This is a genomic window from Psychrobacillus sp. NEAU-3TGS (genome assembly GCF_029955155.1).
In the GTDB taxonomy this organism is placed as follows: Bacteria; Bacillota; Bacilli; order Bacillales_A; family Planococcaceae; genus Psychrobacillus.
The window spans coordinates 41831-66861 of sequence record NZ_JAPNOZ010000011.1 but is presented as its reverse complement, the minus strand read 5'-3'; the positions used below and the strand labels follow the sequence as shown (position 1 = coordinate 66861).

General features: G+C 36.9%; 29 protein-coding genes and 3 pseudogenes. 25 read left to right on the top strand and 7 right to left on the bottom strand.

From position 1 onward, the window contains the following. The first annotated feature begins 5 nt into the window (after nucleotides 1-5). The 8 genes and pseudogenes from OR571_RS12925 (at nucleotide 6) to OR571_RS12885 (ending at nucleotide 7662) form a co-directional block, all read left to right on the top strand. Entirely contained in the window at nucleotides 6-1304 is a 1299-nt protein-coding gene (locus OR571_RS12925; RefSeq protein ID WP_282243272.1) for a dihydrolipoamide acetyltransferase family protein, read from the top strand. Nucleotides 1305-1512: 208 nt separating this feature from the next. Next, complete coding sequence (locus tag OR571_RS12920; RefSeq protein WP_282243269.1) at nucleotides 1513-2826, top strand: helix-turn-helix domain-containing protein; 1314 nt, start codon at nucleotides 1513-1515, stop codon at nucleotides 2824-2826. Nucleotides 2827-2984: 158 nt separating this feature from the next. After that, nucleotides 2985-4160, top strand: a complete 1176-nt coding sequence (locus tag OR571_RS12915) for a M20 family metallopeptidase (protein ID WP_282243266.1) — start codon at nucleotides 2985-2987, stop codon at nucleotides 4158-4160. 45 nt (nucleotides 4161-4205) lie between these two features. Further along, on the top strand, nucleotides 4206-4466 hold the full coding sequence (locus tag OR571_RS12910; RefSeq protein WP_282243264.1) for a hypothetical protein: 261 nt from the start codon (nucleotides 4206-4208) through the stop codon (nucleotides 4464-4466). Further along, nucleotides 4436-5613: pseudogene (locus OR571_RS22965) on the top strand (YfcC family protein). The gene OR571_RS12910 and the pseudogene OR571_RS22965 overlap by 31 nt, the downstream one beginning before the upstream one ends. 273 nt (nucleotides 5614-5886) lie before the next feature. Further along, a complete protein-coding gene (locus OR571_RS12895) occupies nucleotides 5887-6684 on the top strand; it encodes a DUF3100 domain-containing protein (RefSeq protein ID WP_229677359.1) in 798 nt (265 codons plus the stop codon). Continuing rightward, nucleotides 6684-7121 carry a hypothetical protein gene (locus OR571_RS12890; protein WP_282243257.1) on the top strand — a complete coding sequence of 146 codons (438 nt, stop codon included), beginning with the start codon at nucleotides 6684-6686 and terminating at the stop codon, nucleotides 7119-7121. The genes OR571_RS12895 and OR571_RS12890 overlap by 1 nt, the downstream gene beginning before the upstream one ends. A 220-nt stretch (nucleotides 7122-7341) precedes the next feature. Then, nucleotides 7342-7662, top strand: a complete 321-nt coding sequence (locus OR571_RS12885) for a DUF4183 domain-containing protein (protein ID WP_481900389.1) — start codon at nucleotides 7342-7344, stop codon at nucleotides 7660-7662. Between the two features lie 210 nt (nucleotides 7663-7872). Here OR571_RS12885 and OR571_RS12880 read toward each other — a convergent pair whose 3' ends face one another. Further along, nucleotides 7873-8061, bottom strand: coding sequence for a hypothetical protein (locus OR571_RS12880; protein ID WP_282243255.1), 189 nt, complete (start codon nucleotides 8059-8061; stop codon nucleotides 7873-7875). A gap of 246 nt (nucleotides 8062-8307) precedes the next feature. On the opposite strand from OR571_RS12880, the gene OR571_RS12875 reads away from it, so the two are divergent. After that, nucleotides 8308-8691, top strand: coding sequence for a DUF4183 domain-containing protein (locus tag OR571_RS12875; protein ID WP_282243254.1), 384 nt, complete (start codon nucleotides 8308-8310; stop codon nucleotides 8689-8691). A 137-nt stretch (nucleotides 8692-8828) separates the two neighbouring features. Here the strand turns inward: OR571_RS12875 and OR571_RS12870 are convergent, their stop codons facing one another. Continuing rightward, nucleotides 8829-9038, bottom strand: coding sequence for a hypothetical protein (locus OR571_RS12870; protein WP_170206466.1), 210 nt, complete (start codon nucleotides 9036-9038; stop codon nucleotides 8829-8831). A gap of 196 nt (nucleotides 9039-9234) precedes the next feature. Here OR571_RS12870 and OR571_RS12865 point away from each other — a divergent pair, with 196 nt between their 5' ends. Next, complete coding sequence (locus tag OR571_RS12865; RefSeq protein ID WP_282243253.1) at nucleotides 9235-10227, top strand: LLM class flavin-dependent oxidoreductase; 993 nt, start codon at nucleotides 9235-9237, stop codon at nucleotides 10225-10227. A 34-nt stretch (nucleotides 10228-10261) separates the two neighbouring features. Here OR571_RS12865 and OR571_RS12860 read toward each other — a convergent pair whose 3' ends face one another. Then, on the bottom strand, nucleotides 10262-10600 hold the full coding sequence (locus OR571_RS12860) for a DMT family transporter (RefSeq protein ID WP_282243248.1): 339 nt from the start codon (nucleotides 10598-10600) through the stop codon (nucleotides 10262-10264). Nucleotides 10601-10619: 19 nt separating this feature from the next. Then, on the bottom strand, nucleotides 10620-10952 hold the full coding sequence (locus OR571_RS12855; protein ID WP_282243247.1) for a DMT family transporter: 333 nt from the start codon (nucleotides 10950-10952) through the stop codon (nucleotides 10620-10622). A 573-nt stretch (nucleotides 10953-11525) separates the two neighbouring features. On the opposite strand from OR571_RS12855, the gene OR571_RS12850 reads away from it, so the two are divergent. Continuing rightward, nucleotides 11526-11762 carry a hypothetical protein gene (locus tag OR571_RS12850; protein ID WP_348775046.1) on the top strand — a complete coding sequence of 79 codons (237 nt, stop codon included), beginning with the start codon at nucleotides 11526-11528 and terminating at the stop codon, nucleotides 11760-11762. An 89-nt stretch (nucleotides 11763-11851) separates the two neighbouring features. Continuing rightward, complete coding sequence (locus OR571_RS12845) at nucleotides 11852-12559, top strand: DNA alkylation repair protein (RefSeq protein WP_282243245.1); 708 nt, start codon at nucleotides 11852-11854, stop codon at nucleotides 12557-12559. A 116-nt stretch (nucleotides 12560-12675) separates the two neighbouring features. Here OR571_RS12845 and OR571_RS12840 read toward each other — a convergent pair whose 3' ends face one another. Further along, complete coding sequence (locus OR571_RS12840; RefSeq protein WP_282243243.1) at nucleotides 12676-12861, bottom strand: hypothetical protein; 186 nt, start codon at nucleotides 12859-12861, stop codon at nucleotides 12676-12678. Between the two features lie 242 nt (nucleotides 12862-13103). On the opposite strand from OR571_RS12840, the gene OR571_RS12835 reads away from it, so the two are divergent. Then, on the top strand, nucleotides 13104-13838 hold the full coding sequence (locus OR571_RS12835) for an SDR family oxidoreductase (RefSeq protein WP_282243241.1): 735 nt from the start codon (nucleotides 13104-13106) through the stop codon (nucleotides 13836-13838). A gap of 61 nt (nucleotides 13839-13899) precedes the next feature. Here the strand turns inward: OR571_RS12835 and OR571_RS12830 are convergent, their stop codons facing one another. Further along, nucleotides 13900-14808, bottom strand: a complete 909-nt coding sequence (locus OR571_RS12830) for a LysR family transcriptional regulator (RefSeq protein ID WP_282243239.1) — start codon at nucleotides 14806-14808, stop codon at nucleotides 13900-13902. Between the two features lie 130 nt (nucleotides 14809-14938). On the opposite strand from OR571_RS12830, the gene OR571_RS12825 reads away from it, so the two are divergent. The 10 genes and pseudogenes from OR571_RS12825 (at nucleotide 14939) to OR571_RS12780 (ending at nucleotide 22715) form a co-directional block, all read left to right on the top strand. Next, nucleotides 14939-16090, top strand: coding sequence for an MFS transporter (locus tag OR571_RS12825; RefSeq protein WP_282243237.1), 1152 nt, complete (start codon nucleotides 14939-14941; stop codon nucleotides 16088-16090). A gap of 320 nt (nucleotides 16091-16410) precedes the next feature. After that, nucleotides 16411-16656, top strand: a pseudogene (locus tag OR571_RS12820) ((4Fe-4S)-binding protein); the annotation flags it as partial. Nucleotides 16657-16680: 24 nt separating this feature from the next. Then, nucleotides 16681-16959: a GNAT family N-acetyltransferase gene (locus tag OR571_RS12815; protein WP_188713320.1), complete on the top strand. Its 279-nt coding sequence runs from the start codon at nucleotides 16681-16683 to the stop codon at nucleotides 16957-16959. Between the two features lie 75 nt (nucleotides 16960-17034). After that, nucleotides 17035-17769, top strand: coding sequence for an alpha/beta hydrolase (locus OR571_RS12810; RefSeq protein WP_282243235.1), 735 nt, complete (start codon nucleotides 17035-17037; stop codon nucleotides 17767-17769). 66 nt (nucleotides 17770-17835) lie between these two features. Next, nucleotides 17836-18786 carry a hypothetical protein gene (locus OR571_RS12805; RefSeq protein ID WP_282243233.1) on the top strand — a complete coding sequence of 317 codons (951 nt, stop codon included), beginning with the start codon at nucleotides 17836-17838 and terminating at the stop codon, nucleotides 18784-18786. Between the two features lie 232 nt (nucleotides 18787-19018). Further along, entirely contained in the window at nucleotides 19019-19813 is a 795-nt protein-coding gene (locus OR571_RS12800) for a hypothetical protein (protein ID WP_282243231.1), read from the top strand. Nucleotide 19814: 1 nt separating this feature from the next. Next, nucleotides 19815-20186 (top strand): GntR family transcriptional regulator, encoded by a 372-nt coding sequence (locus tag OR571_RS12795; protein ID WP_282243229.1) that lies wholly within the window; start codon nucleotides 19815-19817, stop codon nucleotides 20184-20186. Next, nucleotides 20183-20905, top strand: a complete 723-nt coding sequence (locus OR571_RS12790; protein WP_282243227.1) for an ABC transporter ATP-binding protein — start codon at nucleotides 20183-20185, stop codon at nucleotides 20903-20905. Before OR571_RS12795 ends, OR571_RS12790 begins: the two co-directional genes overlap by 4 nt. After that, a pseudogene (locus OR571_RS12785) lies at nucleotides 20889-21805 on the top strand (ABC transporter ATP-binding protein). Before OR571_RS12790 ends, OR571_RS12785 begins: the two are co-directional and overlap by 17 nt. Next, complete coding sequence (locus OR571_RS12780; RefSeq protein ID WP_282243226.1) at nucleotides 21783-22715, top strand: ABC transporter permease; 933 nt, start codon at nucleotides 21783-21785, stop codon at nucleotides 22713-22715. The pseudogene OR571_RS12785 and the gene OR571_RS12780 overlap by 23 nt, the downstream one beginning before the upstream one ends. 201 nt (nucleotides 22716-22916) lie before the next feature. Here OR571_RS12780 and OR571_RS12775 read toward each other — a convergent pair whose 3' ends face one another. After that, the gene (locus OR571_RS12775; protein ID WP_282243225.1) at nucleotides 22917-23258 is read right to left on the bottom strand and encodes an ATPase; all 342 of its coding nucleotides are present in this window, start codon (nucleotides 23256-23258) and stop codon (nucleotides 22917-22919) included. A 160-nt stretch (nucleotides 23259-23418) separates the two neighbouring features. Here OR571_RS12775 and OR571_RS12770 point away from each other — a divergent pair, with 160 nt between their 5' ends. Further along, nucleotides 23419-24318, top strand: a complete 900-nt coding sequence (locus tag OR571_RS12770) for an STAS domain-containing protein (protein WP_282243223.1) — start codon at nucleotides 23419-23421, stop codon at nucleotides 24316-24318. A gap of 409 nt (nucleotides 24319-24727) precedes the next feature. After that, nucleotides 24728-24847 carry a YjcZ family sporulation protein gene (locus OR571_RS12765; protein ID WP_142538538.1) on the top strand — a complete coding sequence of 40 codons (120 nt, stop codon included), beginning with the start codon at nucleotides 24728-24730 and terminating at the stop codon, nucleotides 24845-24847. The last annotated feature ends 184 nt before the right edge of the window (nucleotides 24848-25031 follow it).

The window sequence follows — 25031 nt, the reverse complement described above, 5'->3', positions numbered from 1 at the left end:
CATACATGGCTTTAGAACAAATCAAAATGCCTCAACTTGGTGAAAGTGTAACGGAAGGTACGATTGAAAAGTGGTTGGTAAAACCAGGCGATCATGTCAATAAATACGACGCTTTAGCGGAAGTAAATACAGACAAAGTAACAGCTGAAGTACCTTCTTCTTTTACAGGAGTTATTAAAGAGCTTATTGCAAACGAAGGAGATACACTAGCGGTTGGAGAAATCGTTTGTACGATAGAAACAGAAGGTGGAGTTACCGAAGAAGTAGTGGAAGCCGCTCCTGAACAACCAACTGCTGAAACAGTAAAACCAGCAGAAGTACAAAAGCATGCTACACCGGTTAACCGTGAAAAAGGAGCAAAAGCTCGCTATTCACCAGCAGTACTAAAATTATCACAAGAACATGGAATTGACCTTACGTTAGTTAGTGGAACAGGCAACGAAGGACGAATTACACGCAAAGATTTACTGAAAATCATTGAGAGTGGAGAAATTCCAGTAGCTGCACAAGCTGAACCAGTAGTTGAGCAAACACAAGCAACACCACAAGCTCAAGTGACAGCTCCACCAAAAGCTGCCCCTGTAAATGTTCCTGTATCAGCTGGAGATATTGAAATACCAGTAACAGGTGTTCGTAAAGCAATAGCAGCGAATATGCTACGCAGTAAACATGAAGCTCCACATGCTTGGACAATGATTGAAGTAGATGTAACGAATATGGTTCAATACCGAGACTCTATTAAAAATGACTTCAAACAAAAAGAAGGCTTTAATGTTACGTACTTCGCTTTCTTTGTAAAAGCTGTATCACAAGCTCTGAAAGAATTCCCAATGATGAATTCGATGTGGGCTGGAGATAAAATTATACAGAAAAAAGATATCAATATTTCCATCGCTGTTGCGACTGAGGATGCACTTTTTGTTCCAGTCATCAAAAATGCGGATGAGAAAACAATCAAAGGCATCGCTCGTGAGGTCAATGAACTTGCTGCAAAAGTTCGCTCTGGGAAGTTAAAATCAGACGAAATGCAAGGTGGTACATTCACTGTAAACAACACAGGATCATTTGGTTCTGTTCAATCTATGGGAATTATCAACTACCCTCAAGCAGCCATTCTTCAAGTGGAATCCATCGTAAAACGTCCAGTTATTATGGACGGTGGAATGATTGCAGCTCGTGACATGGTAAACCTATGTTTATCACTTGATCACCGAGTACTAGACGGTTTAGTTGCTGGTCGTTTCCTAGCACGAGTGAAAGAGATCTTGGAGAATATTACAAAAGAGAATACGTCTGTATATTAATAAAAGTGACTCAAAATCGTTTTTGGAACGGTTTTGAGTTTTTTTAAATTGAAAGATTAAATTAATACCAGGAAATAATTCTGTACAATTATAGGAGATTAGCTGACTCTAATTCCCATGAAAGATTAATAAGAGAAGTACAAATTATTATGTTAAAATTATTTAATAATTGACTGAAAAATTTTAATAGAAAGGCAGATTAGTTAAATTGACTAAAATTCGATTGGGTTTGTTCGGAGCGGAAGATTCTATTGAAATAATGGAATCAGTTGTTAGGCAATATCCTGAATTCAGCTATATTTCTATCTCATATTGGCATGATGAGGAGATAATAGAGAAATTGACCATGTATAAGAACGATGTAGATATGTGGCTTTTCTCTGGACAGATTCCATATGGATTTGCTAAGAAGTGGGGGGGCATTGTACAACCAATGTTTTATGTACCATCTTCCGGCTCCAGCTTGTTTAAAACGTTGTTGCAAATTGCTTATAATCAGAAAATACCATTCGAACAAATTAGCTTTGACATGTTTCATCCTGATGAATTAGAGCGAGTGTTTAAAGAATCTAATATAGCTGTAAAACCACCGTATTTAAAATATTACGAAGGGGAAGTTCCTACAGATGAAATAGTAAACTATCATTATGAACTTTGGAAAAATGGAAAGACCTTAGCTGCAGTCACTTGTCTAAAAAATGCTCAACATGAACTTCGTAAACTTGGTGTTCCTGCATTTCGAGTACTTCCTACTCAATCTGCTATCGTTTCAACATTAGCTCTTATTCTTCAAACACATGAGACGATGCATTTTAAAGATACACAAATTGCGGTGCAAATGATTGAATTCGATTCTTTTTCAAGTTTAACGAAAGATACTTTTAGCACAGATGAAATTTATAAAATTGAAATTAAAATGACCGAAAAGCTATTGGAATATACAAAAAAAATAAATGGTTCCCTTAAAGCTGCGGGACCAGGCCGGTTTGTCATATTTACCACGCATGGACTTCTGAAAGAAATGACAAGAGATTTCACTATTATCCCAGATTTCGAGATTCTACAGTTGAAAGGACAAGATGCAGTGACAAGTGGTATTGGAATTGGAAAAACTGTCTATGAGGCAGAGATTAATGCTGGGACAGCCTTATTGCACGCAAAAGAATTTCACAAAGGCGCATCGATGGTTATATTGGACGATAAAACAATTATTGGACCACTTGGTCGACCTGAGCAGATTACATATGGATATGCCCCAAAACATCTACAAACATTAAGTGAGCAAACATCACTAAGTATTGCAACTTTAAGTAGATTGGAATCAATTTTAAGAAAGATTGGCAAGATAGAAATCAATGCGCATGATTTAGCACAACATATGAGTATTATGCCGAGAAGTGCTAGAAGAATTTTGACTGAGCTGGAGTCTAAAGGTTTTGCACAAGTGATTGGAGAAGAGAACCCTCACCCTAGGGGTAGACCAAGAAAAATTTATCAAATTATATTAAAACAAGATCTTTAAATGGTCTTGTTTTTTTAGTTTATTTATAGATTTTAGAAAATTAACACTTGATTCAAATGTCTCAATTAATATATAATTTTGGTCATAGCCGAAAATGAACCTAAATGAATTCTATGATTTACAGCAAGCTAATACATAGAATGTGAGGAGAAAATATGATGGAAAATACAGCGATTCCTCCTTTAATAGAGGAGATTAAGGATGAAGTGATTGCTTGGAGAAGGTATCTTCATACCCATCCAGAATTATCCTTTCAAGAAGAAAAGACAGCTCAATTTATTTATGAAACGCTTCAGTCTTTCGATAATTTAGAAGTTTTACGTCCCACGAAAACAAGTGTTATGGCACGACTAATAGGGAAGCGACCGGGTAAAGTGATAGCAATTCGTGCGGATATTGATGCATTGCCTATTCAAGAAGAAACTTCTTTATCATTTTCCTCGCAAAATCCAGGTGTTATGCATGCTTGTGGTCATGATGGACATACGGCAATTTTACTTGGAACAGCGAAACTTCTTTCTACTTTGCAGGATCAATTGAAAGGCGAGGTCCGTTTTCTATTTCAGCATGCGGAAGAGTTGGCTCCCGGTGGAGCGGAAGAAATGGTGCGGGCCGGAGTTATGGACGGAGTAGATATGGTCATTGGAGCTCATCTGTGGTCACCACTAGAAACCGGAAAAATTGGAGTTGCAGCTGGTCCTGTAATGGCATCTCCTGATACCTTTACTATTTCCATTACGGGGCAAGGCGGACATGCAGGTCTTCCACATCAAACGGTCGATGCTATTGCTGTAGGAGCACAAGTCGTATCTAATTTACAGCATATTGTCTCTCGAAATGTAGATCCGTTAGATACACTAGTCTTATCTATCACTAAATTTGCAGGAGGGACTGCCATGAATATTATTACAGGATCCGTTGAAATTGCGGGGACTGTTCGCCTCTTTAATATGGAACTTAGACCAGTTGTTGTGGACTTGATGGAACGAGTGGTAAAAGGGATAACGGAAGCTCATGGAGCTACTTATCAATTTGAATATATGGAAGGTCCATCTCCAGTCATTAACGATAATGAGATAACTCGTTTAATCAAAGAAACAGTATGTGAACTTTATGGAGAAGAAGCGTTAGTTAAGGTGAAACCCAATATGGGAGCGGAGGATTTCTCTGCTTTCCTACGGAAGGCCCCAGGCACCTATTTTTTCATTGGTTCAGGCAATAAAGAAAAGGGAACTGACTACCCGCATCACCATCCACGTTTTGATCTGGATGAAGATGCTTTTTCAAAAGGGATGAATATGTTTGTGCATGCAACCTTAGAGCTTTTAGGTTGATGATGGATAAGTGAAATAGTTTGCTTTTAACAGAAGGAGGAGCCTATGAAAGCTGCAACAAAAAACAAGAAACGATTTTCTTTGAAAATGCCAGATACGTACGTTTTACTTTTTGGCATTTTATTGATCGCTGCAATAGCTACGTATCTAGTTCCAGCAGGACAGTTTGAAAGAGTTGAAAAAGATGGACTAACAATGGTCGTCCCTGGCACTTACCAGAGTGTGGAGAGCAGTGGGGTTGGTGTAATGGATATTCTTTTATCCATGCAAAAGGTATGGTGGAATCTGGTAGTATTATATTCCTAGTGTTATTTATCGGTGGGTTGATGGAGGTCATTGAATCGACTGGGTCTATTAAAGCAGCAGTAATGAAAGCGATAGATAAAACAAGAGGAAATGAATTTATTTTAATAGCTGTTATTACGATTCTTTTTGCTTTAGGAGGAGCTGTAGGTGCTGTCGCTAACTCAGTCATCGCTTTTGTTTCCATTGGGCTTATTATTTCCAAAGCGTTGAGACTCGATCCGATTATTGCAGTTGCGATTACTTTTGGAGCTACCTTTGCAGGGTTTAATGTGGGCTTCATCAATCCTTACTCAGTTGGTATAGCACATAAAATCGCTGAGTTGCCACTATTTTCTGGGCTACTGTTCCGTGTTATTGTTTTTGTCGTAATTGTAACGATTACCATTGGTATACATGGCGCTATGCTAAAAAAGTGTTAAAGGATCCTAAAAATAGTATACTTTCTCATTCATTTTTAGAGGAATCTGACCTTGATGAAAGTGAGCTGCATAGTGAATTTACGAACAAACATAAAGGGATTCTCCTTTTTGTAGGCCTTGCTTTTGCTTTTATGGTGTATGGTACGATACAGTTCAAATGGACACTTGATCATATGTCTGCATACTTCTTGGGTGTTGCAATTTTGGTTGGAGTGATTGGAAAGATCCATTACAATCAGTTTATCGTTCATTTTATGAAGGGTGCTGAAAAATTATTGTATGGAGCACTCATTGTAGGAGCAGCACGTGCCATATTAGTCGTATTGGAGCAGGGACAAGTATTAGATACAATTGTGTATGCTTTATCGAATTTATTTACCGGTCTCTCGCCAATAATGGCTACAATGGCGATGTTCGTTGCAAACACAATTATTAGTATTGTCGTACCCTCTGGGAGCGGACAAGCTGTACTTATTATGCCAATTATGACTCCTTTAGCGGATATGCTGGGAGTAACAAGACAGGTTGCTGTTCAGACGTATTTGTTCGGAGATGGGTTCACAAATAGTATTATTCCAACGTCAGGAACATTAATGGCAAGTCTTGCGATAGCTGGAATACCATATACGAAATGGTTCAAATGGATGTTTCCTCTTTTCCTTATTTGGATGGTTATCGCTGTCATTACGCTAATTATTGCAGTTTCGATCAATTGGGGACCATTTTAGTAATTAGTAAATACTTAAAAAGTTGTTTGAATGAACTAGCATAGATGTTATGATTTGTTAAGGTAAAAAAAATCCTCTTCTATGAATACTTGTTCAGCAAGTATTCTTCAAGAAGGATTTTTTTATTTTAACAAATATCTGTCTCCATTTTCATCATTGAGTTTTGAAGGATTTAGACAGCATGGGGAGGTAGATTGGCAGGAATTTAGGAACGATAAGAGATTTTCAAATTACATAAAAAAGAGGTAGGGTATTTTCAAGGAGGAGAAACTATTGTTAAAAGATTGGAAGCTTCATATTATCGTTCTTTTTTTCGTTCTGATAGGTGAAGCTATAGGTGTGAAACAGTTCAATTTAGGAGTAGGTACAATTGCTTTGTTTCCAATGTTATATGTTTTATTGATGGGTGGAGTAGTTAGTTTTCCAAAACTGAAATTAATGAATGAAGTACAAATGAAGCGTGCAGCTGGAATACTAGGAATATCTTTTTTACTTTTTGTAGCAAAGCTTGGATCGATGTTAGGCCCATCATTACCTAAAATTTTCGATGCAGGAGTATCATTAGCTGTTCAAGAAGTTGGACATGTTTTAGGGACAATTATTATTGGATTGCCAATAGCATTACTCATTGGTATGAAACGAGAGGCGATCGGAGCTACCTTCTCGATCGACCGAGAGCCAAACTTAGCCATTATTTCAGAAAAGTACGGAGCAGATTCACCAGAAGGAAGAGGAGCATTAGGTGTCTATATCTGTGGAACAGTATTTGGGGCCATCTATTTGGCTATTTTAGCAGGTTTTTTAGGAAGCTTAGGAATTTTCCATCCCATTTCATTGGCGATGGGAGCTGGGGTTGGATCAGGTAGTATGATGGCGGCTGCTTCTGGGGCACTGGCTGTTACTTTTCCAAATGATGCGGAAGATATCGCTTTGTTTGCGGCTGCGGCCAACTTGATCTCTACAATTCTAGGAACGTATTTATGTGTATTTTTCTCACTTCCTGTAACGGCGCGTCTTTATGAATGGCTAGAGCCTAAAATAGGACGTACACGTAAGGAGGGTGCAAAATAATGCTAGAAAAAACAAAAGTATTAGTATTAATAGGAGTAATCGCAATTCTCGGAAACTGGGTGGGATATGGTGTATCTCCTGTACAAGCACTTCCTGGAATGCTACTTATCGTATTGTTTACAGTAATCGGTTTAGGCTTAAACAAGCTCATACCTAAAATGCCAGCGGTCGTATGGATTTCGTTGATAGCATTAATTGCGACAACTCCAATTTTTCCTGGGAATGAATGGATTGTTGCAAAAACGGCAGAGATTAATTTTATGGCCTTAGCTACCCCGATTCTAGCATATGCTGGCCTATCCCTTGGGAAAGACTTAGAAAGCTTTAAAAAGCTAGGTTGGCGAATTGTTGTCATTTCTCTTGTTGTTTACACAGGAACCTTCTTATTTGCAACATTATTTGCGGAGATTGTTTTTAAGTTGCAGGGTAGATTTTAAGAGCGATGGATTATTAAGATTTTCGACATAATTATTAGGAATTTTAAATATAATCTCAAAAAGCTGGCAGAAGTAATTTATCTGCCAGCTTTTTGCTTTATATTAGAATGAAAAAGAAACAATTCTTTTATAAAGTTTTTATAGATTTGTTATGTGGTCAGCCCTAATAACTTTTGAAACTTCGCATTTACTATAAAGTATATGGAAGGAGGTGAATGAATTGGCACTTTCCCTGATGAATATTCATGTAAATGTTTCTGGTACCTCAACAAGATTCTTTAATGTATTGGCTGCACCATTAGTTGTAACTGATGGAACAACCATCCCTGCAACTGCATTTTTAGATGATAGTGGAACGGCAGCAACTGCTTTTCCAGTAATTACGAATGGATACTATAATCTTTATGTAAACGGTGTACTACAAGAAGGCGACGCATATACAATTTCTGCTACAGAATTGACCTTTAATGATGTCGATGGAATTATTACTGCTGGGACTCCTCTAGTTGTTGAAGCTGTAGATTTAGTTACAGTAATTTAATGAAAATAAAAGTTCTAAAAGTTACTGAATAAGTTTTCCTAAATTTTTTGAAATAAGGAATGGGGTAATTCCAATCTATCCAGAGCGTGTATAGGATAAATGAATAACCCCGTTCATTTTCTATCAAGAATTTAGAACGTAATTCACTGGCAGTTTTAATATTTACGATTCTGAAATACGTAAGTTAATGGTTGGGATAGGGAATTCATTTTATCCCGCATTAACGGGCAGTAAGACTCCCACTTCAAGATTAAAGAAAAGCGAAAAGATAAGTGGGAGATCAACTGCTGGCATGCGCCCGATGAAATGATCCCAGACTAAGTACGCAACATCGTGTTGCTCCTGCGCAAAGCTCGTCGCAAAATAAAAGAGCGTTTGCAACGTCTGTGTGACCCACATCGTGTGGGATGACGGGGACTAAAAGCGCGACGTCCATGTCGCAACGTCCCCACTAGCACGTCCTGTGCGTCGAAAACCCCACTGATTGAAGTTTCACTTTATGAATCATTTTGCAAAAGTTAGTTAATGGAAAATAACGTATATATCGAATAGCGTTAAAAGATAAACAAAAAACTAACTATGTACATATAGTAAAAGGAAGGAGGTGTCCATACGATGGGAAAACATAAAAAGCCCCCAAAAATAATGCGAGTATACGATTGTCATACGAATAGAAGAAGGTTTGTCTGTAAATCTTTCAATGAAATTACGATAATAGCTCCCCCTGTCGTAAATGTTATACCGACTGTCAAAAGGTATTTTTATATTCCAGAAGCCAATGTGAATTTGGCTAGTGGGACTACTATTTCTTCCAATCTATTTACTGACGACGATGGAAACCAAGTAACTAACTTTATGAGCTTTAACCCAAATGGCTACGCCAATCTATATATCAATGGTGTAATTCAAGAGGGAGGGCTGTATACGGTAAATACCCAGTCTTTAACTATTGCCCCAGTCCATTCTACAATTAGTGCACAAACCCCTATAATAGTTGAGTTGTTGACGTTCTCAACCACACTAAGCTAAGACGTTAACCTTAAGACAGGTTTTTAGATAGAGTATTGTAAACCAATGAAAGAATAAGATGATTGGTTTCTTTTAGTGTAAACGAATAAGTACACTTCCCCACTAAGGAGAAAGTGTACTCTCGAGTAACGAAATTATTAAGGTGTAGAACTTTCAGAAGAATCGGTACCCTCATCCACCTCTTCCTCATTTTCATCATCTGGAACGCCAATGTCATTTTCACCATCATCTTCTAACATTGGGTCGTTTACTTCCACATCATCTAAGTCATCATCATTATCTCCACATGCGCCTAATAAAAGAGCTGTTGATAGTGCAAAAGGCAAAGCAATCATTCTTTTTTTCATGTTTATTTCCTCCGTTTCCATTTATAAAAGTTATTGTGCCTATTATTTATGTACCTCTTATTTCATAATATAAACACATTTCTATTAATAGAGTCAGAAAGTCACTTTTGTTTACCAACCAACAGTTAAAGAATACAATTTGATAAAGAGAACAATTTCTATCTAACTTTACATATATAGAAGGGAAGATCATCGAATGAAGTTAAGTGTTCTAGATCAAGCACCTATCACCGTAGGTAATACTGCGGTAGATGCTTTAAAGAAAGCGGAAGAGCTTGCAATATTAGCTGAACAGTTGGGTTATCATCGAATGTGGATGGCAGAACATCATGGAACTGGAACGATTGCGAGCTCAGCTCCGGAGGTTATTGCAGCACATTTAGCCGCGAAAACGAACAATATTCGCATCGGGACAGGTGGTGTGATGATGATGCATTACTCACCACTCAAGCTTGCGGAAGTGTTTAAAACATTAAGTGCATTTTCACCGGGGCGTATAGATTTTGGTGTGGGACGTGCTCCAGGTGGAGATAATTATGCTATGTATGCTCTATCAGAAGGTCGTCAGCCAATGTTAAATAATATGTATGAAAAGCTGTCGACTACCTTGCAATTTTTGAACGATGAAGTACCAGAGGATAGCTTATATAATCGTTCAATTGCTACTCCTTCGAATGTCATTTTACCAGAAGCTTGGTTACTCGGCTCCACTGGAAATAGTGCCATTCAAGCAGGTCGATTAGGAGTCGGCTATTCATTTGCACAGTTTTTCCAAGGCGGAATGACGAAAGAAATTTTTGATGCTTATAGACGCAATTTTACACCTTCCGCATTAATGGAAAAACCAGAGATCAATGTAACATACATGGTAACTGTTGCTGAAACGAAAGAAGAAGCAGAATTTGAAGCGTTGCCCCAGGATATTTCCAGATTATCACTAATGAGAGGGCAAATTCGCCAAACATTAACACCAGAAGAGGCTCAAAATTATCCATTAACGGAAATGGATGGTATGGCAATTCAACAAAATCGCAAAATACACTTAGTTGGAACGCCAAATGAGGTTGCCACTATATTACAAGAAGAACAAGCCAGGTATGGATTTGACGAAGCGATGATTTGTAGCATTCCACACTCTCAAGAAAAACGGTTGGACGTCTACCGACTTCTTGCACGTGAATTATTTTAATTTATAGGCAAAGACATTAGAAAAAGAACCACTCTCACTGAGATGGTTCTTTTCTACTGTCTGATGCGTTAAGTAGTATAACTCCGGCTATAATAAGTGCCAATCCAGAAAGAGTGAGTAAGTTAAACGGGTCATCCCAAATGAGCACACCTATAATTGCGGTAATTGCAGTACCGACACCAGACCAAATGGCATATGCCAAACTTAGAGGAATTGTTTTTAAACACAAGGACAAACAATAAAATGATAAGCCATATCCGGCAATAACCCCAATAGTAGGGCCAAGATTTGTGAAACCCTCTGATAATTTCAACATAGCTGTCCCAAAAACCTCCGTTAAAATTGAAATACTTAGTAAGCTATAGCCCTTCATATATGATTTCTCTCCTTCTCTACGCAAGCGCATCTCCAGTTGATAAATTTAATAAGATAACTCCGCAAATAATCAATAAAAGTCCGATAAGTTTTTTCCTATTAAAGGCTTCCTTATAGAGAACTATGCCGATTAAAGCAGTTAATGCAGTACCTACTCCGGCCCAAATTGCATAAGCTGTTCCAATTGGAAGTGCTTTTAGCGATAAAGATAATGCATAAAATGCAAGGGCATAACCTAACACCACCCCAACAGAAGGCAGCACTTTTTTAAAACCTTCTGTCACTTTCAACATAGAGCTACCAAAAACTTCACTAATAATTGCGATTGCAAGTAATATGTATGCATTCATATAAAACACCTCCTATCATTATTAAAACGTTAAAAGCAAGCAAACGTCAAACTTACATACTTTCAATTTTAAAGAAGGAGTTTTGTATAAGTATGTGGAAGGTACATGGATAAATAGATAGAAAAGTGGATTCTAGTTGGAAAGACCAATTTTACTTTATCCCACATTAACGGGCAGTAAGACTCCCACTTCAAGATGTAAGAAAAGCGCAAATATAAGTGGGAGATTAACTGCCCGTAAAAGCCCGATTGGTTCAACTAACAATCAGTGGGGGATGACGGGGACTAAAAGCGCGACGTCCATGTCGCAATGCCCCCACTAGCACGTCCCATACGTCGAAAACCCCACTGATTGAAGTTTCACTTTATGTGGAAGTTTTCGAGAAAATGAGGGTTTGAAGATTAAGCTTAAGAAGATAAAAAAGTATAAAGAATAAATACAAAGGAGAAGAGATATGATTGGTTTACTTAATCTTGGTAGCCTCGTGCTTGGAATAATTGCTTGGATACTGCCTGTTGTTTATCTCATGAGATATCAAAACAGACTCACAGAAACTGGATAGCCCTATCTGTTATGAGCCTGATCGCCTGTGCTATTTCATTAAGTTTCCAAATTTTCTACACTGCTCATTTGGTGAAGATTGAGGATTGGTCTGCTCTTATGGACACAACGCATGCTACTGCTTTAGCCACTGCAGTACTTCTCATCGTCACTATTGTATTAAATGTCATCACACTGCTTATGTATCGTTACAAAATGGCTGTGAACAGCAATATTAAAATGAATGATATCTATCAAGAAAATCATTGATTTTGCTGACAATGGTAGTGGTGTATTGGATAATTGTATTTGGTGGAAGACATGAGAGAATAACAATAAAAAGAAGGAAGTGTTAAACGATGGATTTGGAAATGGTTATGCAGGAGCTTGAAGCCCTAGGAAAGGAACGAACGAAAAAAATGTACATATCAAATGGTGCACGTGAACCATTATTTGGGGTAGCAACCGGAGCGATGAAGCCAATCGCTAAGAAAATAAAAATAAATCAGCCTTTAGCTGAAGAACTTTATGCTACAGGGAATTATGATGCCATGTATTTTGCGGGTGTTATTGCAGATCCAAAAGGTATGACAGAGTCGGATTACGATCGGTGGGTGGATGCAGCGTATTTTTATATGCTGTCTGATTATGTGGTGGCCGTCACATTATCAGAGTCAGATATTGCACAGGAAGTATCGGATAAATGGATAGCAAGTGGTGAAGAGCTAAAAATGTCAGCGGGCTGGAGCTGTTATTGTTGGCTATTAGGTAATCGAAAAGACGTGGAGTTTTCAGAAACCAAGATTTCAAATATGTTAGATATGGTAAAAGATACGATTCACGATTCCCCCGAACGTACCAAATCTGCTATGAATAATTTTCTATACACAGTAGGAATTTCCTATTTGCCTCTTCATGAAAAAGCAGTAGAGACAGCAAAGGAGTTAGGAGTAGTAGAAATGAAACGAGATAATAAAAAAAGTAGTTTTCTTAATGCTTACGAAAGTATTCAAAAAGAACTCGATAGAGGAAGGCTAGGCTTTAAACGTAAATATGTAAGATGTTAATATAGCTTTGCAATGCAAAACAGTTTTCTGCTTTCGGAGGAAGTTGTTTCAAAAGAACACGCATTATAAAACCGCTAGAGAAGAAATCCATTCTCTAGCGGTTTACTTTTAACCATCTATTTACTTACTAGTGCCATTACACCTTTAAAGATCAGGACAAGCGAGAAGATTACAATAGCCACAATACCGATAAGGTCAGTTACTGGCTGTAAACCAGATAAGAAAGTACCTGCTAATGGAGCCTTTAATAATGCGAAACCAGCTAAAATACTAGCCAACATTAAAAGAATAAAACGATCCATTTCATTATGCCTCCTCTTTTGTACAGTATATGAACAAATGGAAGGAAAGTTGAACTGATACCCTCTTTCTGTTTCAACATATTTCGTTGAAAAGTCGAAAGTATAGGTGAAATAGTTGATACCTATATTATTTAACGTTTCATATACCTATCGAGCATAACACGTTATCTGATATAGGTATTGGTATATTGTATTATGACGTCTTATGATTTAAACGTGACATACAAGAGGAGGAGTTTTAATTGGCAATTAAAGATAAAGTAGTCATTATTATGGGCGCTTCTAGTGGAATAGGAGAAGCGACAGCGAAATTATTAGCACAGCATGATGCAAAATTAGTTTTAGCTGCTAGACGAATGGATCGTCTGGAAGTTATTAAAGAAGCGTATCCAGAAGTAAATATTCTCATACAGCAAGCAGACGTAACAAACTTTGAAGATGTAAAAAAGGTTGCTCAGCTTGCATTAGACACATTTGGAAAGATAGATGTATTGTACAACAATGCAGGTATTATGCCGACTGCTCCTATCATAGAAGGAAGACGTGATGAGTGGAAACAAATGCTTGATATTAATATCATGGGTGTGTTAAACGGCATTGCAGCTGTTATCCCGTTTATGGCTGAGCAAAAGTCAGGACATATTATTGCAACGGATTCTGTAGCAGGACATGTAGTGTATCCAGATTCAGCGGTGTATTGTGGAACAAAATTTGCCGTACGTGCAATCATGGAAGGGTTAAGACAGGAACAGAGGGAGAATAATATCAAATCAACTATTATTTCCCCTGGTGCTGTAGATACTGAATTGTACAATACCATAAATGATAAAGACGTTGCGGAGAAAGTCCATAAGATGCAAATAGAATCCGGTTTAATCCCTGAAGACATTGCATCTGCAGTTATGTTTGCGATAAGTACTCCTGATCGTATGTCTATAAGTGATATGATTGTACGTCCAACCAGTCAACAAGTTTAATGCAAGCTCTCATTGACCCTACCTGGATTGGATAAGTACAGGGAGGGTTAAGCTTGTTTTTTTACTCAATAGGCTTATGATTGGAAAACTTATCCTTAATTTCTTCAAAAAACAGATTTGCTGCATGGGAGAAAACCTGATGCTTTTTCCAAACAATATTTAGACCCGATTCAAGTCTCGGTTCTAATGGCCTAAAACAAAGGTTACTATCACTGGATGTATTAGCTATTTTATCAAGGGTGACTGCATAACCGATTCCTTCCTCAACTAAGATGGCCGCATTATAAACAAGATTATACGTTGTGACAACATTCAATTTATCATAGTCCTCTCCAAACCACTCTGAAAACTCATTTTTAGATAATCCTGGTTTAATAGCTTGTCTTGATAGGAGGAGAGGTACATCTATTAAATCAGTCTTCTGTATGCTTTCTTTTTCAGCAAGCGGACTATCTTTTCTCATCACAACTCCCCATACGTCTTTGGCTGGAAGATTGATGTAATTGTATTTAGACAAATCGGCCGGTTGAATTAGAATTCCAAAATCGAGTAAACCTTTATCAAGTTGCTCCGTCACATCATCGGAATTTCCACTATAAAAGTGATATTTAATAGTTGGATATTTTAACTGCAAATCTTTTACTATCTGGGCAATTAGCTTCATAGCTTTTGTTTCTCCGCCACCTATGTAAATATCTCCTCCTACAGATTCTTCCATAGAACTAAATTCGGCTTCCACCTTAACTACCATGTCAATGATTTCTTCTGCTCTCTTTCTTAGGATCATTCCTTCCTCTGTCAAAACAATATGATGACTTTTCCGGATAAATAATTTCTTTCCCAACTCCTCTTCCAGCTCTTTTAATTGCCTAGACAAAGTTGGCTGTGTAATATGCAAAAAATTTGCCGCTCCTGTTATACTTCCTTCTCTTGCGACGGTAAGAAAATAACGAAGTACTCTAAATTCCATAAATTAATCATCCTCCACACTCTAAATATACCTTTAAAGCATATCACAGAATAAGATATAGGTATTGGTAATCAATCGTACATAAAAGTAAAATAAATAAGCAGATGTGCAAGAGAGGAGCTATTTTAAATTGCAACGAAAAAACTTATTAATATTTATTTTAACAATAGGTGTTTTTGGCATCTTAAATACGGAAATGGGGTTTATCGGCATATTGCCTGATATCGCCAATCACTTTGGCGTTAGTGTTTCAACAGCAGGATGGGTGGTAAGTATTTTTGCCATTGGCGTTGCAATATCGGCACCAACCATGCCGCTATTATTTTCAGGGATAAATCGAAAAAAAGTGATGATAGTTGTCCTAAGTGTTTTTGTTGCGGGAAACATTATATCCATATTTACATCCAATTTTACTGTTTTATTAATTGCTCGAATCATTCCTGCGCTTTTTCATCCGGTCTATGTTTCTTTGGCATTTTCAGCGGCTGCCGATTCTGTCAGTAAAGAGGAAGCTCCAAAAGCTGTCTCCAAAATTTTTATAGGAGTGTCTGCGGGGATGGTAGTGGGAGTTCCAATCGTTAGTTTTATCGCTAGCGTGTCTAATCTACAACTAGCGATGGCGTTTTTCGCTATTGTTAATGTACTTGTACTTATTGCTACATTATTATTCGTTCCATCCATGCCAGTTAAAGAAAAAATCTCCTATGGTACTCAATTGAAGGTATTGAAAAAAACAGTTACATGGCTGTCTATTATAATTGTCATTTTGCTAAACTCAGCTGTTTTTGGAGTTTATAGCTATCTCGCAGATTATTTACAAACCGTAACGAACATAGCGGCAAATATAACTAGCTTGATGTTATTCATTTACGGAGCAGCAAATATTATTGGGAACATTTTGGCTGGAAGGCTACTAACTATTAATCCTATCAAAACAATCTTATCTCTTCCTTTTCTATTGGGAATTGTCTATATCATTCAATTTTTCATGGGATATCTCACTTTGGCTATGGTAATTATTATCTTACTATGGGGAATTTTAGCTGGAATATCAGCAAACATTACTCAATATGTAGTTTCATCGGCGGCACCTGAAGCCCCTGACTTTGCTAACGGATTGTTTTTATCATCTGCAAATATAGGAACAACAATTGGTACAGCTGTAGGAGGCTTATTTATCTCCATAATGGGAACGCAATACGTTATCTTAGTAGGATTATTATCCGTAATATTGAGTGTGGTATTTATTTTTCTAAGAAACAACATGTATAGTGCTAAATAAAATACTGTCGAGGTGAGAAAAATCAACTAGTTGTATTCGATGCACTAGCAGTTGCCTCCATCGCTTGAGGAGCAAACTTCATTATAAATTACTACACCTGGAAGAATATCAGAATGGGTAACCGCAGCGATAGATTAAAAGTACCGCCTATCCCAAGTTAGCCTTATATATTCATTCAAAACAAATTTAAGGTTTGTTGCAGTGCTCTCATTAAGTTATTTTCTTCATCTCTCTAAAATTATCCTTTCAAGAAACTGTAAAAAAAAATAATATTAATAGTATAAATTTATGTTAGTATTTATATAGCATGAATAATACGAATGATCGAAAAGTTGGGAGAGTGCGTTATGACAGAAGAAGAATATATGAATGAGGGGTATAGAAAATACGAAGGAACAGATCTAGATATATTTTACTCAGCAAAAAAATGTCAACACGCCGGAATTTGCGTTCAAGGTAATGGAGATGTTTTTCAAGTAAAACGTAAACCTTGGATTCTACCGGATAACGGGAAAACAAGTGAAGTAACAATAATAATCGATGCATGCCCATCAGAGGCATTGCGTTATATAAGAAAGGAAGTAGAACCTATGGTAGATTTATTACAAGGTAAGAACCGATTTTATTTAGAAGATGATAATAAACAATTAATTGCCGAAATTACTTTTACAGAGCCTAATAATGAGTTCTTTATTATTGATCATACTTTTGTAGATGATAGATTGAGAGGGAAGGGCATAGCGCAAGCGTTAGTAAAAGCTGTTGCAAATAAAGCACGAGTAGAAAATAAAACAATCATACCATTATGTCCTTTCGCTAAATTGGAATTTGAAAAAAAAGCAGAATATACTGATGTGTGGAAACGTTAATCTAGAACAAAATATATAAGAAATCCCCACTATAATATTATATCTTTAAGAGGACTTTTAATAAGAGGTGAGGATATGCGCATAAAAAAAGCCCGATTGATTAATTTGGAAGGAAACGATACCGCAGTTCTATTACTACATTCTTATACAAGCCATACGCGTGACATGAAAGCGTTAGCCGAATCAATTCATCAAACATTAGGGTTTACTTGTTTTGCTCCATTATATAGGGGACATGGTGAGGAAGCAGAGGCATTAATTCCTTATACAATTGATAATTGGTGGGAGGATGCACTAGAAAGCTATAAGCAATTAGCAAAGAAATATAATCAGGTCTTTGTCATTGGATTATCGGTAGGGGGAATTTTCGCTTTAAAATTAGCCCAACAATTTCCGGTTGAGCGGATGGTAGTCATGTCTGTGCCTACAGATAAATCGCCTATACAAGCGAAACAACGCATTATTGATTATGCTGTACGTTATAAGAAATTAGAAAATAAATCCGAAGTACAGATACAAGACGAATTAAAGAAATTTGATCGAATACCAATGAACTCATTTGAGCGATTTCAAGAATTTATACATGAGACCATGAGTGACTTATCTGTAATCACATCTCCAATAGCTATTTACTATGGAGGGCGTGATGAGGAAACCTATGAAGAAAGCGCGGTTGAAATTGCTGAAAGTGTTTCCTCAGCATTAATCGAACTAAAAAAGTTTGAAAACACCTCACATCTTATGACATTAAGTAAAGAAAAGGGTGGTATATATAGACAAATCATTCAATTTCTCGGCCCTGATGTTTGATAAAAATGGAATTAAATGAAACTTTCATCCTTGTGGTCGCGTACATAAGGAAAGGGGGAATGCATGATGTGGCAACACTTACAAGAAAAACAAGCTCAGTTAATCGTCAAGAAAAATGAACGCGATCGGCTGCAAAGAAAGCAGGCATCGCTCCAAACACAGCGGATGGAATTAGAAATTGTATGTAAGAGGTTGGAAGAAAAGCGTTTGAAAGAGCAAAAAGATGTTCTAAAATTAGAGAAGTTCTCCTTTTCCAATTTAGTTAGCAAGTGGAATGGAACGATGAACGAAAAACAAAAAAAAGAAATTTCAGAAGCAACAGAAGTTGAAATGAAATATCAAGAAGCTGAAAAAACCTTAAGTGATCTCAAGAAAGATATAGAAATTGTCAAACTAGAACTGCAAAATGTTGATTATTGTTTAATAGATCAGCATTGGGAATCATTAATGCATGAAAAGAAGGAGTGGCTTTACGCTAACACTGTCGATGAACGACAAGAGCTGGAAAATCTATATGAAAATCGGGCAGGTTTGGAGTCGATGCAAAAAGAAATAGAAGAAGCTCTGGTAGCGGGTAGAGCTGCCAAAAGCGCACTTGAACAAGCGAACTCGGAACTCGATTCAGCATCTGCGTTGTCGACTTGGGACACCTTCCTCGGCGGCGGTGTTTTTGTGACAGCTATGAAGCATAACAGTCTCAATAGTTCACAAGACTATATCCATTTAGCGCAAATGGCCCTTCGTCGTTTTGAAACGGAATTGATGGATGTAAAAAACATTGTGACAGAAGTCATTCAAGTGGATCGTAGCAATTTCATGACATTTACCGATTATTTCTTCGATAATATATTTACGGATTGGATGATTCATTCACAGATTAATACATCTAAAGATCGACTGGAAGAAGTCTTGGACCAAGTGGAAAGAGTGGTAGAAAAGTTGAGCACTAAGATGGATGAAGTGAAGTCTGAATTAGAAAATGTCAAAGATAATCTAAAAAGTATTATAGAAATGTGAAATTGTCGTGGTTCAAATTGGTTAAAGTTAAAAGCCAAATGCAGTAAAACAATTTTATTTGTTGTGAAAATCGAACTCATCATGCAAATTTTCATTGAAAACGTCCTATATCGGGACGTTTTTTTAATTTCCAATAACACCATATAAAGTATTATTGATAATAATACTTTACAAAACTTTTAGTTGTAGTGTACTATGTAACTAATACACTAATACTTAAGGAGAAGAGCATATGAAACAATTGAAAGGCCTTATTCAAAAAGAATGGATGCTGATGAGGTTTTGGCTTGTCGTATTATTCATATTGAATATATTAGGAATTGTAGGAATTCCATTACTGTTGAAAACATGGATAGAGGATGTTCCTATTTTTAAGACCGCGGTAATATTAGCAGGGATTTGGCTTATTTTTAGTCATCTGATTGCCATCCTTCTTTTCATTGTAAGTTTGCAACTCGATATGAAAAGACCAGATATCTGGTTGCATACGGAAAGCTCTATTTATAAGCTAATTGGCACAAAACTAGCATTTGCTACTGTCCTCACATCATTGTCATTACTGTTGATCGAGCTATTGTTAGTCGTCTTGCAAGCGCTATATGGCGATCCCAAGTTTATGACAATGGGTCAGCTATTAGAAATGAAAGTGTATGTATTAGTTGGTATCTTTTTCTCCATCCTATTGAACTTAATTATCGTGCTTTTCTTTTGGGTCATTTACCATTTGATGCGTCCATACGTAAAAGGATTTTCTATTATTATTACCGTTTTCTTGTTTATCGTTAGTTCTATCATTTGGAGTATGAACAGCACCGTTAAATTATTTGAAAAGTTTCCTCGTTTTGGAGGCATTAAGATTCCGATCCCAGATTTTATTCAGAAGTTTAGAAAGTATGAGAACTACGAAGATTTGACGTTTTTAGTAGAACCGACAATTTACGTCAGTGAAATTGTTTTCATCACTGCGTTTGCGATCATTCTTTTTTGGGTGTCGGCTCTATGGTTCGACAAGAAAGTGAGGATTTAAGATGAGTATCGATTTTTTGCCGGACAAACCAATTTATCAACAACTAATTGACCGAATTACTGGGGAAATTATTCGAGGAAATGTGAAACCAGGCGAGAAATTGCCTTCGGTTCGTGAATATGCAGTGGAAGTCGGTGTGAATGCAAATACAATGCAACGTGTATATAAGGAGCTGGAGATGATGGGAATTTCAGAAACAAAACGTGGTCAAGGAACTTTTGTAACGGATAACGAAACACGTTTACAGCAATTACGCGATGAAGTAAAGGAAGGGCTTGTGGAGTCATTTCTAAACAGTATCGAAGCATTAGGTTTTTCAAAAAAAGAGATGATTGAATTTATTCAAACAAGGGAACGAGGGGAGAAACAGTGATTGCCTTAGAACAGGTTGAGAAAAATTATGGAAAGAAGCAAGCGTTAAAAGGAGTAAATCTCATCATTCCACCCGGAAAGATTATTGGATTAGTAGGCGAAAACGGAAGCGGAAAATCCACGCTTTTAAAGATCATTGCTGGTCTCACAACTCCCTCAAGTGGAACCATTCAGGTAAATGGACTTAAGGCAACGAGAAGCATCGCAAGTAAGGTAGCTTATATGCCGGACGCAGATGTCTTTTATCCGTTCTATTCAGTCGAGAAGTTATTCCGTTTTTATGAAACACAGTTTGAAGACTTCAATTATTCGAAAGCCTGTATTGTTGCCCAATATTTAAATGTACCTTTGGACGCGAAGCTAAAAACCTTATCAAAAGGGAACAGGGGTCGTGCCAAAATGGCGGCAACATTAGGAAGGGAAGCCTCTTACTATTTGTTGGATGAACCATTTTCGGGATTCGATCCAATCGTTAGGGAGGACATCATCAAAGGGATGATACAATTTACTGATACTGAAACGCAAACGGTTCTTATGTCCACACATGAAATTAGGGAAGCAGAGCCATTACTCGACGCTATTATACTATTAAACCAAGGGAAAATTTTAGCATATGAGGAAGTGGAAACTATCCGTGATCAGTTCCGTATGGATGCCATAACATGGATGACAAAACTAATAAAGGAAGGTGATTTAAGTGGAAATGAAACCTATCGTTGAATTAAAAAATCTATCGAAAACAATCGGAAAGAAAAAAATTATTGATCAATTGAATCTAACCTTATATCCCGGACAAATTACAGGATTTTTAGGACCAAATGGAGCTGGTAAAACTACGACGATCCGTATGATGGCGGGTCTCATGGAGTCAACTACTGGGGATGTGATGATTGACGGTCTTTCCCTGAAGTCCAATTTTGAAGAAGGTATTAGTAAATGGGGGCAATCGTGGAAAATCCTGAAATGTATAAGTTTATGTCGGGATATAAAAACTTGGTTCATTTCGCTCGCATGCATAAAAATGTGACGAAGGAAAGGATTGACGAGGTCATTCGACAAGTAGGAATGGAAAAACGCATTCATGAAAAGGTATCCACCTATTCGCTTGGTATGCGTCAACGCTTAGGTTTAGCTCAGGCATTGTTAAATAAACCAAAGTTTCTTATTTTAGATGAACCGACGAACGGTCTAGATCCTGCGGGCATTCGAGAATTTCGTACCTATTTACGGAAAATTGCAGAAGAAGATGGTGTTTCCGTATTAGTGTCGAGTCATCTATTGTCCGAAATTGAGTTAATGTGTGATCGGATTGCAGTCATTCAAAACGGTAAACTTGTAACGATTCGAGAAGTAGACGCTATAGAAGAGTCACAATATTATATCGAGGCACAGCCGGTGGATAAGGCTCGTCACATACTAATTGAAAATGGAATAAGTGTAGAAGACTACCAAAACGGTTTATTAATTAGTGTAGAACAGGCTGATGTTCCAACAGTTGTTGAACAATTAGTGCAACAAAATATATTAATTTATGCGGTTTCACATCATCGTAAAACTCTGGAAGAGCAGTTCTTAGAAATGACAGGAGGTGGGCAAATTGTTGAATCTAATACGAAATGAATGGATGAAGCTTTGGCATAAAAAGGCAACATGGGTAATGGTAGCATTATTAATTGCGATGATTATTGGAATGGTTGCTATAACGAAATGGATAGATCGTAATACGGAAACTCCTGCTTGGGAGCATACAGTTTCAGAAGAACTTACAATTGTTGAGCAACAGTTGGCGACACCGGGTATAGATGAAGAAACGAAAAAGAGTTTGAAAGAACAGCAAATGTTACTTCAATATCGTCTAGATGAAGGTATCGCACCTCTAGCAAGTAATAGTTTGGAAGGGTTCATAATGGATTCATATGGCATGTCATCTATAATTACATTGTTGTCCGTAATTGTAGCTGCAGGTATTGTCGCTTCCGAGTTTTCACAAGGAACTATTAAAATGTTGCTGGCACGTCCTGTGCGGAGATGGAAAATTCTAACGTCGAAATTTTTGACAGTCGTGGCTTTTGCTTTGTTCTTAACTTTGGTCTCTTACGTTGTTTCACTCTTGATGGGTATTATTTTTTATGAGGCTTCAGGTGGTGGATTATTAGAAGTTGTGAATGGGCAAGTGACAGAAGTATCATATTGGCTAAAATCGATTTGGTTAAATGTATTGGCATTAGGTGACGTTATCATTATTGGAAGCTTTGCCTTTGCAATCGGTACCGTTTTCCGTTCTAGTTCATTGGCAATTGGAATCGCGATTTTCCTTATGTTCACAGGTAGCCAGTTTGCCTTTTTATTACGAAATTACGAAATCGTGAAATATATATTATTCTCTCATACGTTCACTCAAATGGAGACAGGGGGTTCCTTTATTGAAGGAATGTCGACACCATTTTCAGTGGCTGTATTAGTTGGTTACTTTATTTTCTTCTTAGCAATCAGCTATTGGACATTTACAAAACGTGACGTCACAGCATAAGTATATAAACTATTAACTGGAAAAGCACTGCAGTTCGCAGTGCTTTTTTTATTCATTTCCTAACACCTATGTTAATAGCTCTTTCGTTAGTGATAGCTTGTTTGTCATAACAAAAAAGGGCAGCCCCATCGATCATTAATTTAATTGACAGAGGGGCTGCCACGTACAACAGATATTAACTTGTAGATTCTTTTTTAATAACTAGAGAATTTGTACTAATTCTGAGTGTAAAACTCGTTGAGCAGTAATAATTACACCTGAAGCTGTTCTTCCGTAGACTGAATACAATCCGCCGGTTTGATTAGGAACGATTTCAACTTCATATTGAGCTGCTCCACCAACAGAAAGGGTTACAAAAGTAGAAGCATTAGCAGCTGCGCTAAAGTTAGCTGATGCAACTTGTTGTCTTGTCCCATTAAGTCTGAAAACTCTTACTACACCAGTAAGTGGTCCTCCTGTACGATTAAGAATTTTAACTCGAGCATTAGTTGCGTTAGCCGGTTGATTTCCTTGATTTTCAATTGGTCCAGTTGTTAAAGGCATTTAAAATACACCTCCTCACATTGAGAGATTTATAATCTGCAGATTATACATTCATTCTATTCAGTACTCTATTAATACTCTAAACGGATTAACTAATTTTCTTAAAGTAATTTTATTGCTGTCCCATATAGGACATAATAGGAGCCATTATCAATAAAATATGTTTAAAGAAGGATTTATTAATGGTAATAAAGAATTGTTAAAGTTATTAATAATTCTAGGGGAAAATATTTTGGAAAAAATATTTATAGATGAGGATTTTAAAAATTATTTTAAGAGCCATAAACAAGACTTTGAAAATCATTTATTAAATCAAGCTGTGAATGTAAGAGACAAAATAGATGATATCCTAAAGATTGGAGAAATTGACCTCATTAATAATGCACACAAACTCATTAATTTCATCATCGATGGAGAAAAACAGACAGAACTTCGTTTATTTGCTAAACAAGAAGGAATAGCCTGGGCAACACATTCTTTAACTTTATCTTTTAAACTGGAATGGGTACAAGCAATTCGCAGGACCCTATGGAGCTTCTTGCAGAAATTTAACAATCAAACGCAAAAGTTTAATTTAGATGCGATATTCTTATTAGAAAAACAACTCAATAATAATGTTGATGACTTTTTAAATTCATTCTTTATAAGCTATTCTACATTTAAGGATTCTTTAATTCTCGCTCAAAGAGAAGTGGTTGAAAAGTTGTCAGTTCCAATTATCCCTATAACTCCAACTATATGTATATTGCCCTTAATTGGAACAATAGACTCCTTTAGAACAACTGTTTTAGAGGAAAAGGTTCTGACAGAGATTAATAGACTTCAAATTGAAACTTTAATAATTGATTTATCGGGTATAGCTGAAATGGAAAACAAAGTAATAGAACACCTAATGAAAACTATATACGGTACTTCGATGATGGGATGTCGCACAATTATTACAGGCTTGCGCCCTGACGTTGTCAGACAAATGATTAATTTAGGTATCAAATTTAATAAAGAGACAAAAACTTTTGGTACTTTACAACAAGCTTTAAATGAATTCTTTATTGGAAAATAAGATTGACTATTGAAGACCTCATTTCTCTATCAATGCTCCCCCTCTAACATAGTTTTTATTTTTGTTTATAATCATAGTCCAAAATGTGGCTAAAGAGCAAGTAGTGCCAGCAGGCGTAACATTTGGCGTTGACTTTGAGGTTTTAACGCTTGGACAATGGTATTGGAGATAACAAAAAAAGCGTTATTCCGCATTAGGTCATTACAGTGTCAATTGCTGTGGTGACTTTTTTAATTGAACCTCCCACAGCAGTCTTTGGGGATAGCCCTCAAGTGCTCTGCTCATTAAGTTGAGTGAGGCTTTTTTTTGAAAGAAACCTTGAAGAAGGATTTACCAAGATAAATTACCTTATGCATTTTAAATTCTCTGCATAATCTATATATAGCAAGAGGAAAGGAGGGGGAATAAGATGTCTGGATATTGTGGAAGTGAAGGTGGCGGATACGGTAATCGCGGATCGAACTTCGCGTTGATTGTAGTGCTGTTTATCCTACTAATTATTGTGGGGGCAAGTTTTATGAGCTACTAAACAAATATGATGTAGATTAAGAGAGAATGTCAAGCTTTAACAAAATCACTTTAGTCATACGGTATATTTTGTCCGCTGTACCTGAGGACTTTAAGAATGGTGGTTAGTAAGAAAGTTTAAAACGATAGATGATGTCCCATAACTCCTCTTCTAAAAAATCGATCTTCTTCTAATCGGGTTGATC

What these genes read in the sequence shown, in the direction of transcription:
- OR571_RS12800 (WP_282243231.1), top strand. Translation starts at nt 19,019, where the DNA reads ATGAAACAATTGAAAGGCCTTATTCAAAAAGAATGGATGCTGATGAGG.
- OR571_RS12870 (WP_170206466.1), bottom strand. Translation starts at nt 9,038, where the DNA reads ATGAAAAAAAGAATGATTGCTTTGCCTTTTGCACTATCAACAGCTCTT.
- OR571_RS12845 (WP_282243245.1), top strand. Translation starts at nt 11,852, where the DNA reads ATGGATTTGGAAATGGTTATGCAGGAGCTTGAAGCCCTAGGAAAGGAA.
- OR571_RS12770 (WP_282243223.1), top strand. Translation starts at nt 23,419, where the DNA reads ATGTTTAAAGAAGGATTTATTAATGGTAATAAAGAATTGTTAAAGTTA.
- OR571_RS12840 (WP_282243243.1), bottom strand. Translation starts at nt 12,861, where the DNA reads ATGGATCGTTTTATTCTTTTAATGTTGGCTAGTATTTTAGCTGGTTTC.
- OR571_RS12850 (WP_348775046.1), top strand. Translation starts at nt 11,526, where the DNA reads ATGAGCCTGATCGCCTGTGCTATTTCATTAAGTTTCCAAATTTTCTAC.
- OR571_RS12805 (WP_282243233.1), top strand. Translation starts at nt 17,836, where the DNA reads ATGTGGCAACACTTACAAGAAAAACAAGCTCAGTTAATCGTCAAGAAA.
- OR571_RS12880 (WP_282243255.1), bottom strand. Translation starts at nt 8,061, where the DNA reads ATGTGGGTCACACAGACGTTGCAAACGCTCTTTTATTTTGCGACGAGC.
- OR571_RS12915 (WP_282243266.1), top strand. Translation starts at nt 2,985, where the DNA reads ATGGAAAATACAGCGATTCCTCCTTTAATAGAGGAGATTAAGGATGAA.
- OR571_RS12865 (WP_282243253.1), top strand. Translation starts at nt 9,235, where the DNA reads ATGAAGTTAAGTGTTCTAGATCAAGCACCTATCACCGTAGGTAATACT.
- OR571_RS12795 (WP_282243229.1), top strand. Translation starts at nt 19,815, where the DNA reads ATGAGTATCGATTTTTTGCCGGACAAACCAATTTATCAACAACTAATT.
- OR571_RS12925 (WP_282243272.1), top strand. Translation starts at nt 6, where the DNA reads ATGGCTTTAGAACAAATCAAAATGCCTCAACTTGGTGAAAGTGTAACG.
- OR571_RS12775 (WP_282243225.1), bottom strand. Translation starts at nt 23,258, where the DNA reads ATGCCTTTAACAACTGGACCAATTGAAAATCAAGGAAATCAACCGGCT.
- OR571_RS12765 (WP_142538538.1), top strand. Translation starts at nt 24,728, where the DNA reads ATGTCTGGATATTGTGGAAGTGAAGGTGGCGGATACGGTAATCGCGGA.
- OR571_RS12875 (WP_282243254.1), top strand. Translation starts at nt 8,308, where the DNA reads ATGCGAGTATACGATTGTCATACGAATAGAAGAAGGTTTGTCTGTAAA.
- OR571_RS12890 (WP_282243257.1), top strand. Translation starts at nt 6,684, where the DNA reads ATGCTAGAAAAAACAAAAGTATTAGTATTAATAGGAGTAATCGCAATT.
- OR571_RS12830 (WP_282243239.1), bottom strand. Translation starts at nt 14,808, where the DNA reads ATGGAATTTAGAGTACTTCGTTATTTTCTTACCGTCGCAAGAGAAGGA.
- OR571_RS12815 (WP_188713320.1), top strand. Translation starts at nt 16,681, where the DNA reads ATGGTAGATTTATTACAAGGTAAGAACCGATTTTATTTAGAAGATGAT.
- OR571_RS12860 (WP_282243248.1), bottom strand. Translation starts at nt 10,600, where the DNA reads ATGAAGGGCTATAGCTTACTAAGTATTTCAATTTTAACGGAGGTTTTT.
- OR571_RS12910 (WP_282243264.1), top strand. Translation starts at nt 4,206, where the DNA reads ATGAAAGCTGCAACAAAAAACAAGAAACGATTTTCTTTGAAAATGCCA.
- OR571_RS12855 (WP_282243247.1), bottom strand. Translation starts at nt 10,952, where the DNA reads ATGAATGCATACATATTACTTGCAATCGCAATTATTAGTGAAGTTTTT.
- OR571_RS12810 (WP_282243235.1), top strand. Translation starts at nt 17,035, where the DNA reads ATGCGCATAAAAAAAGCCCGATTGATTAATTTGGAAGGAAACGATACC.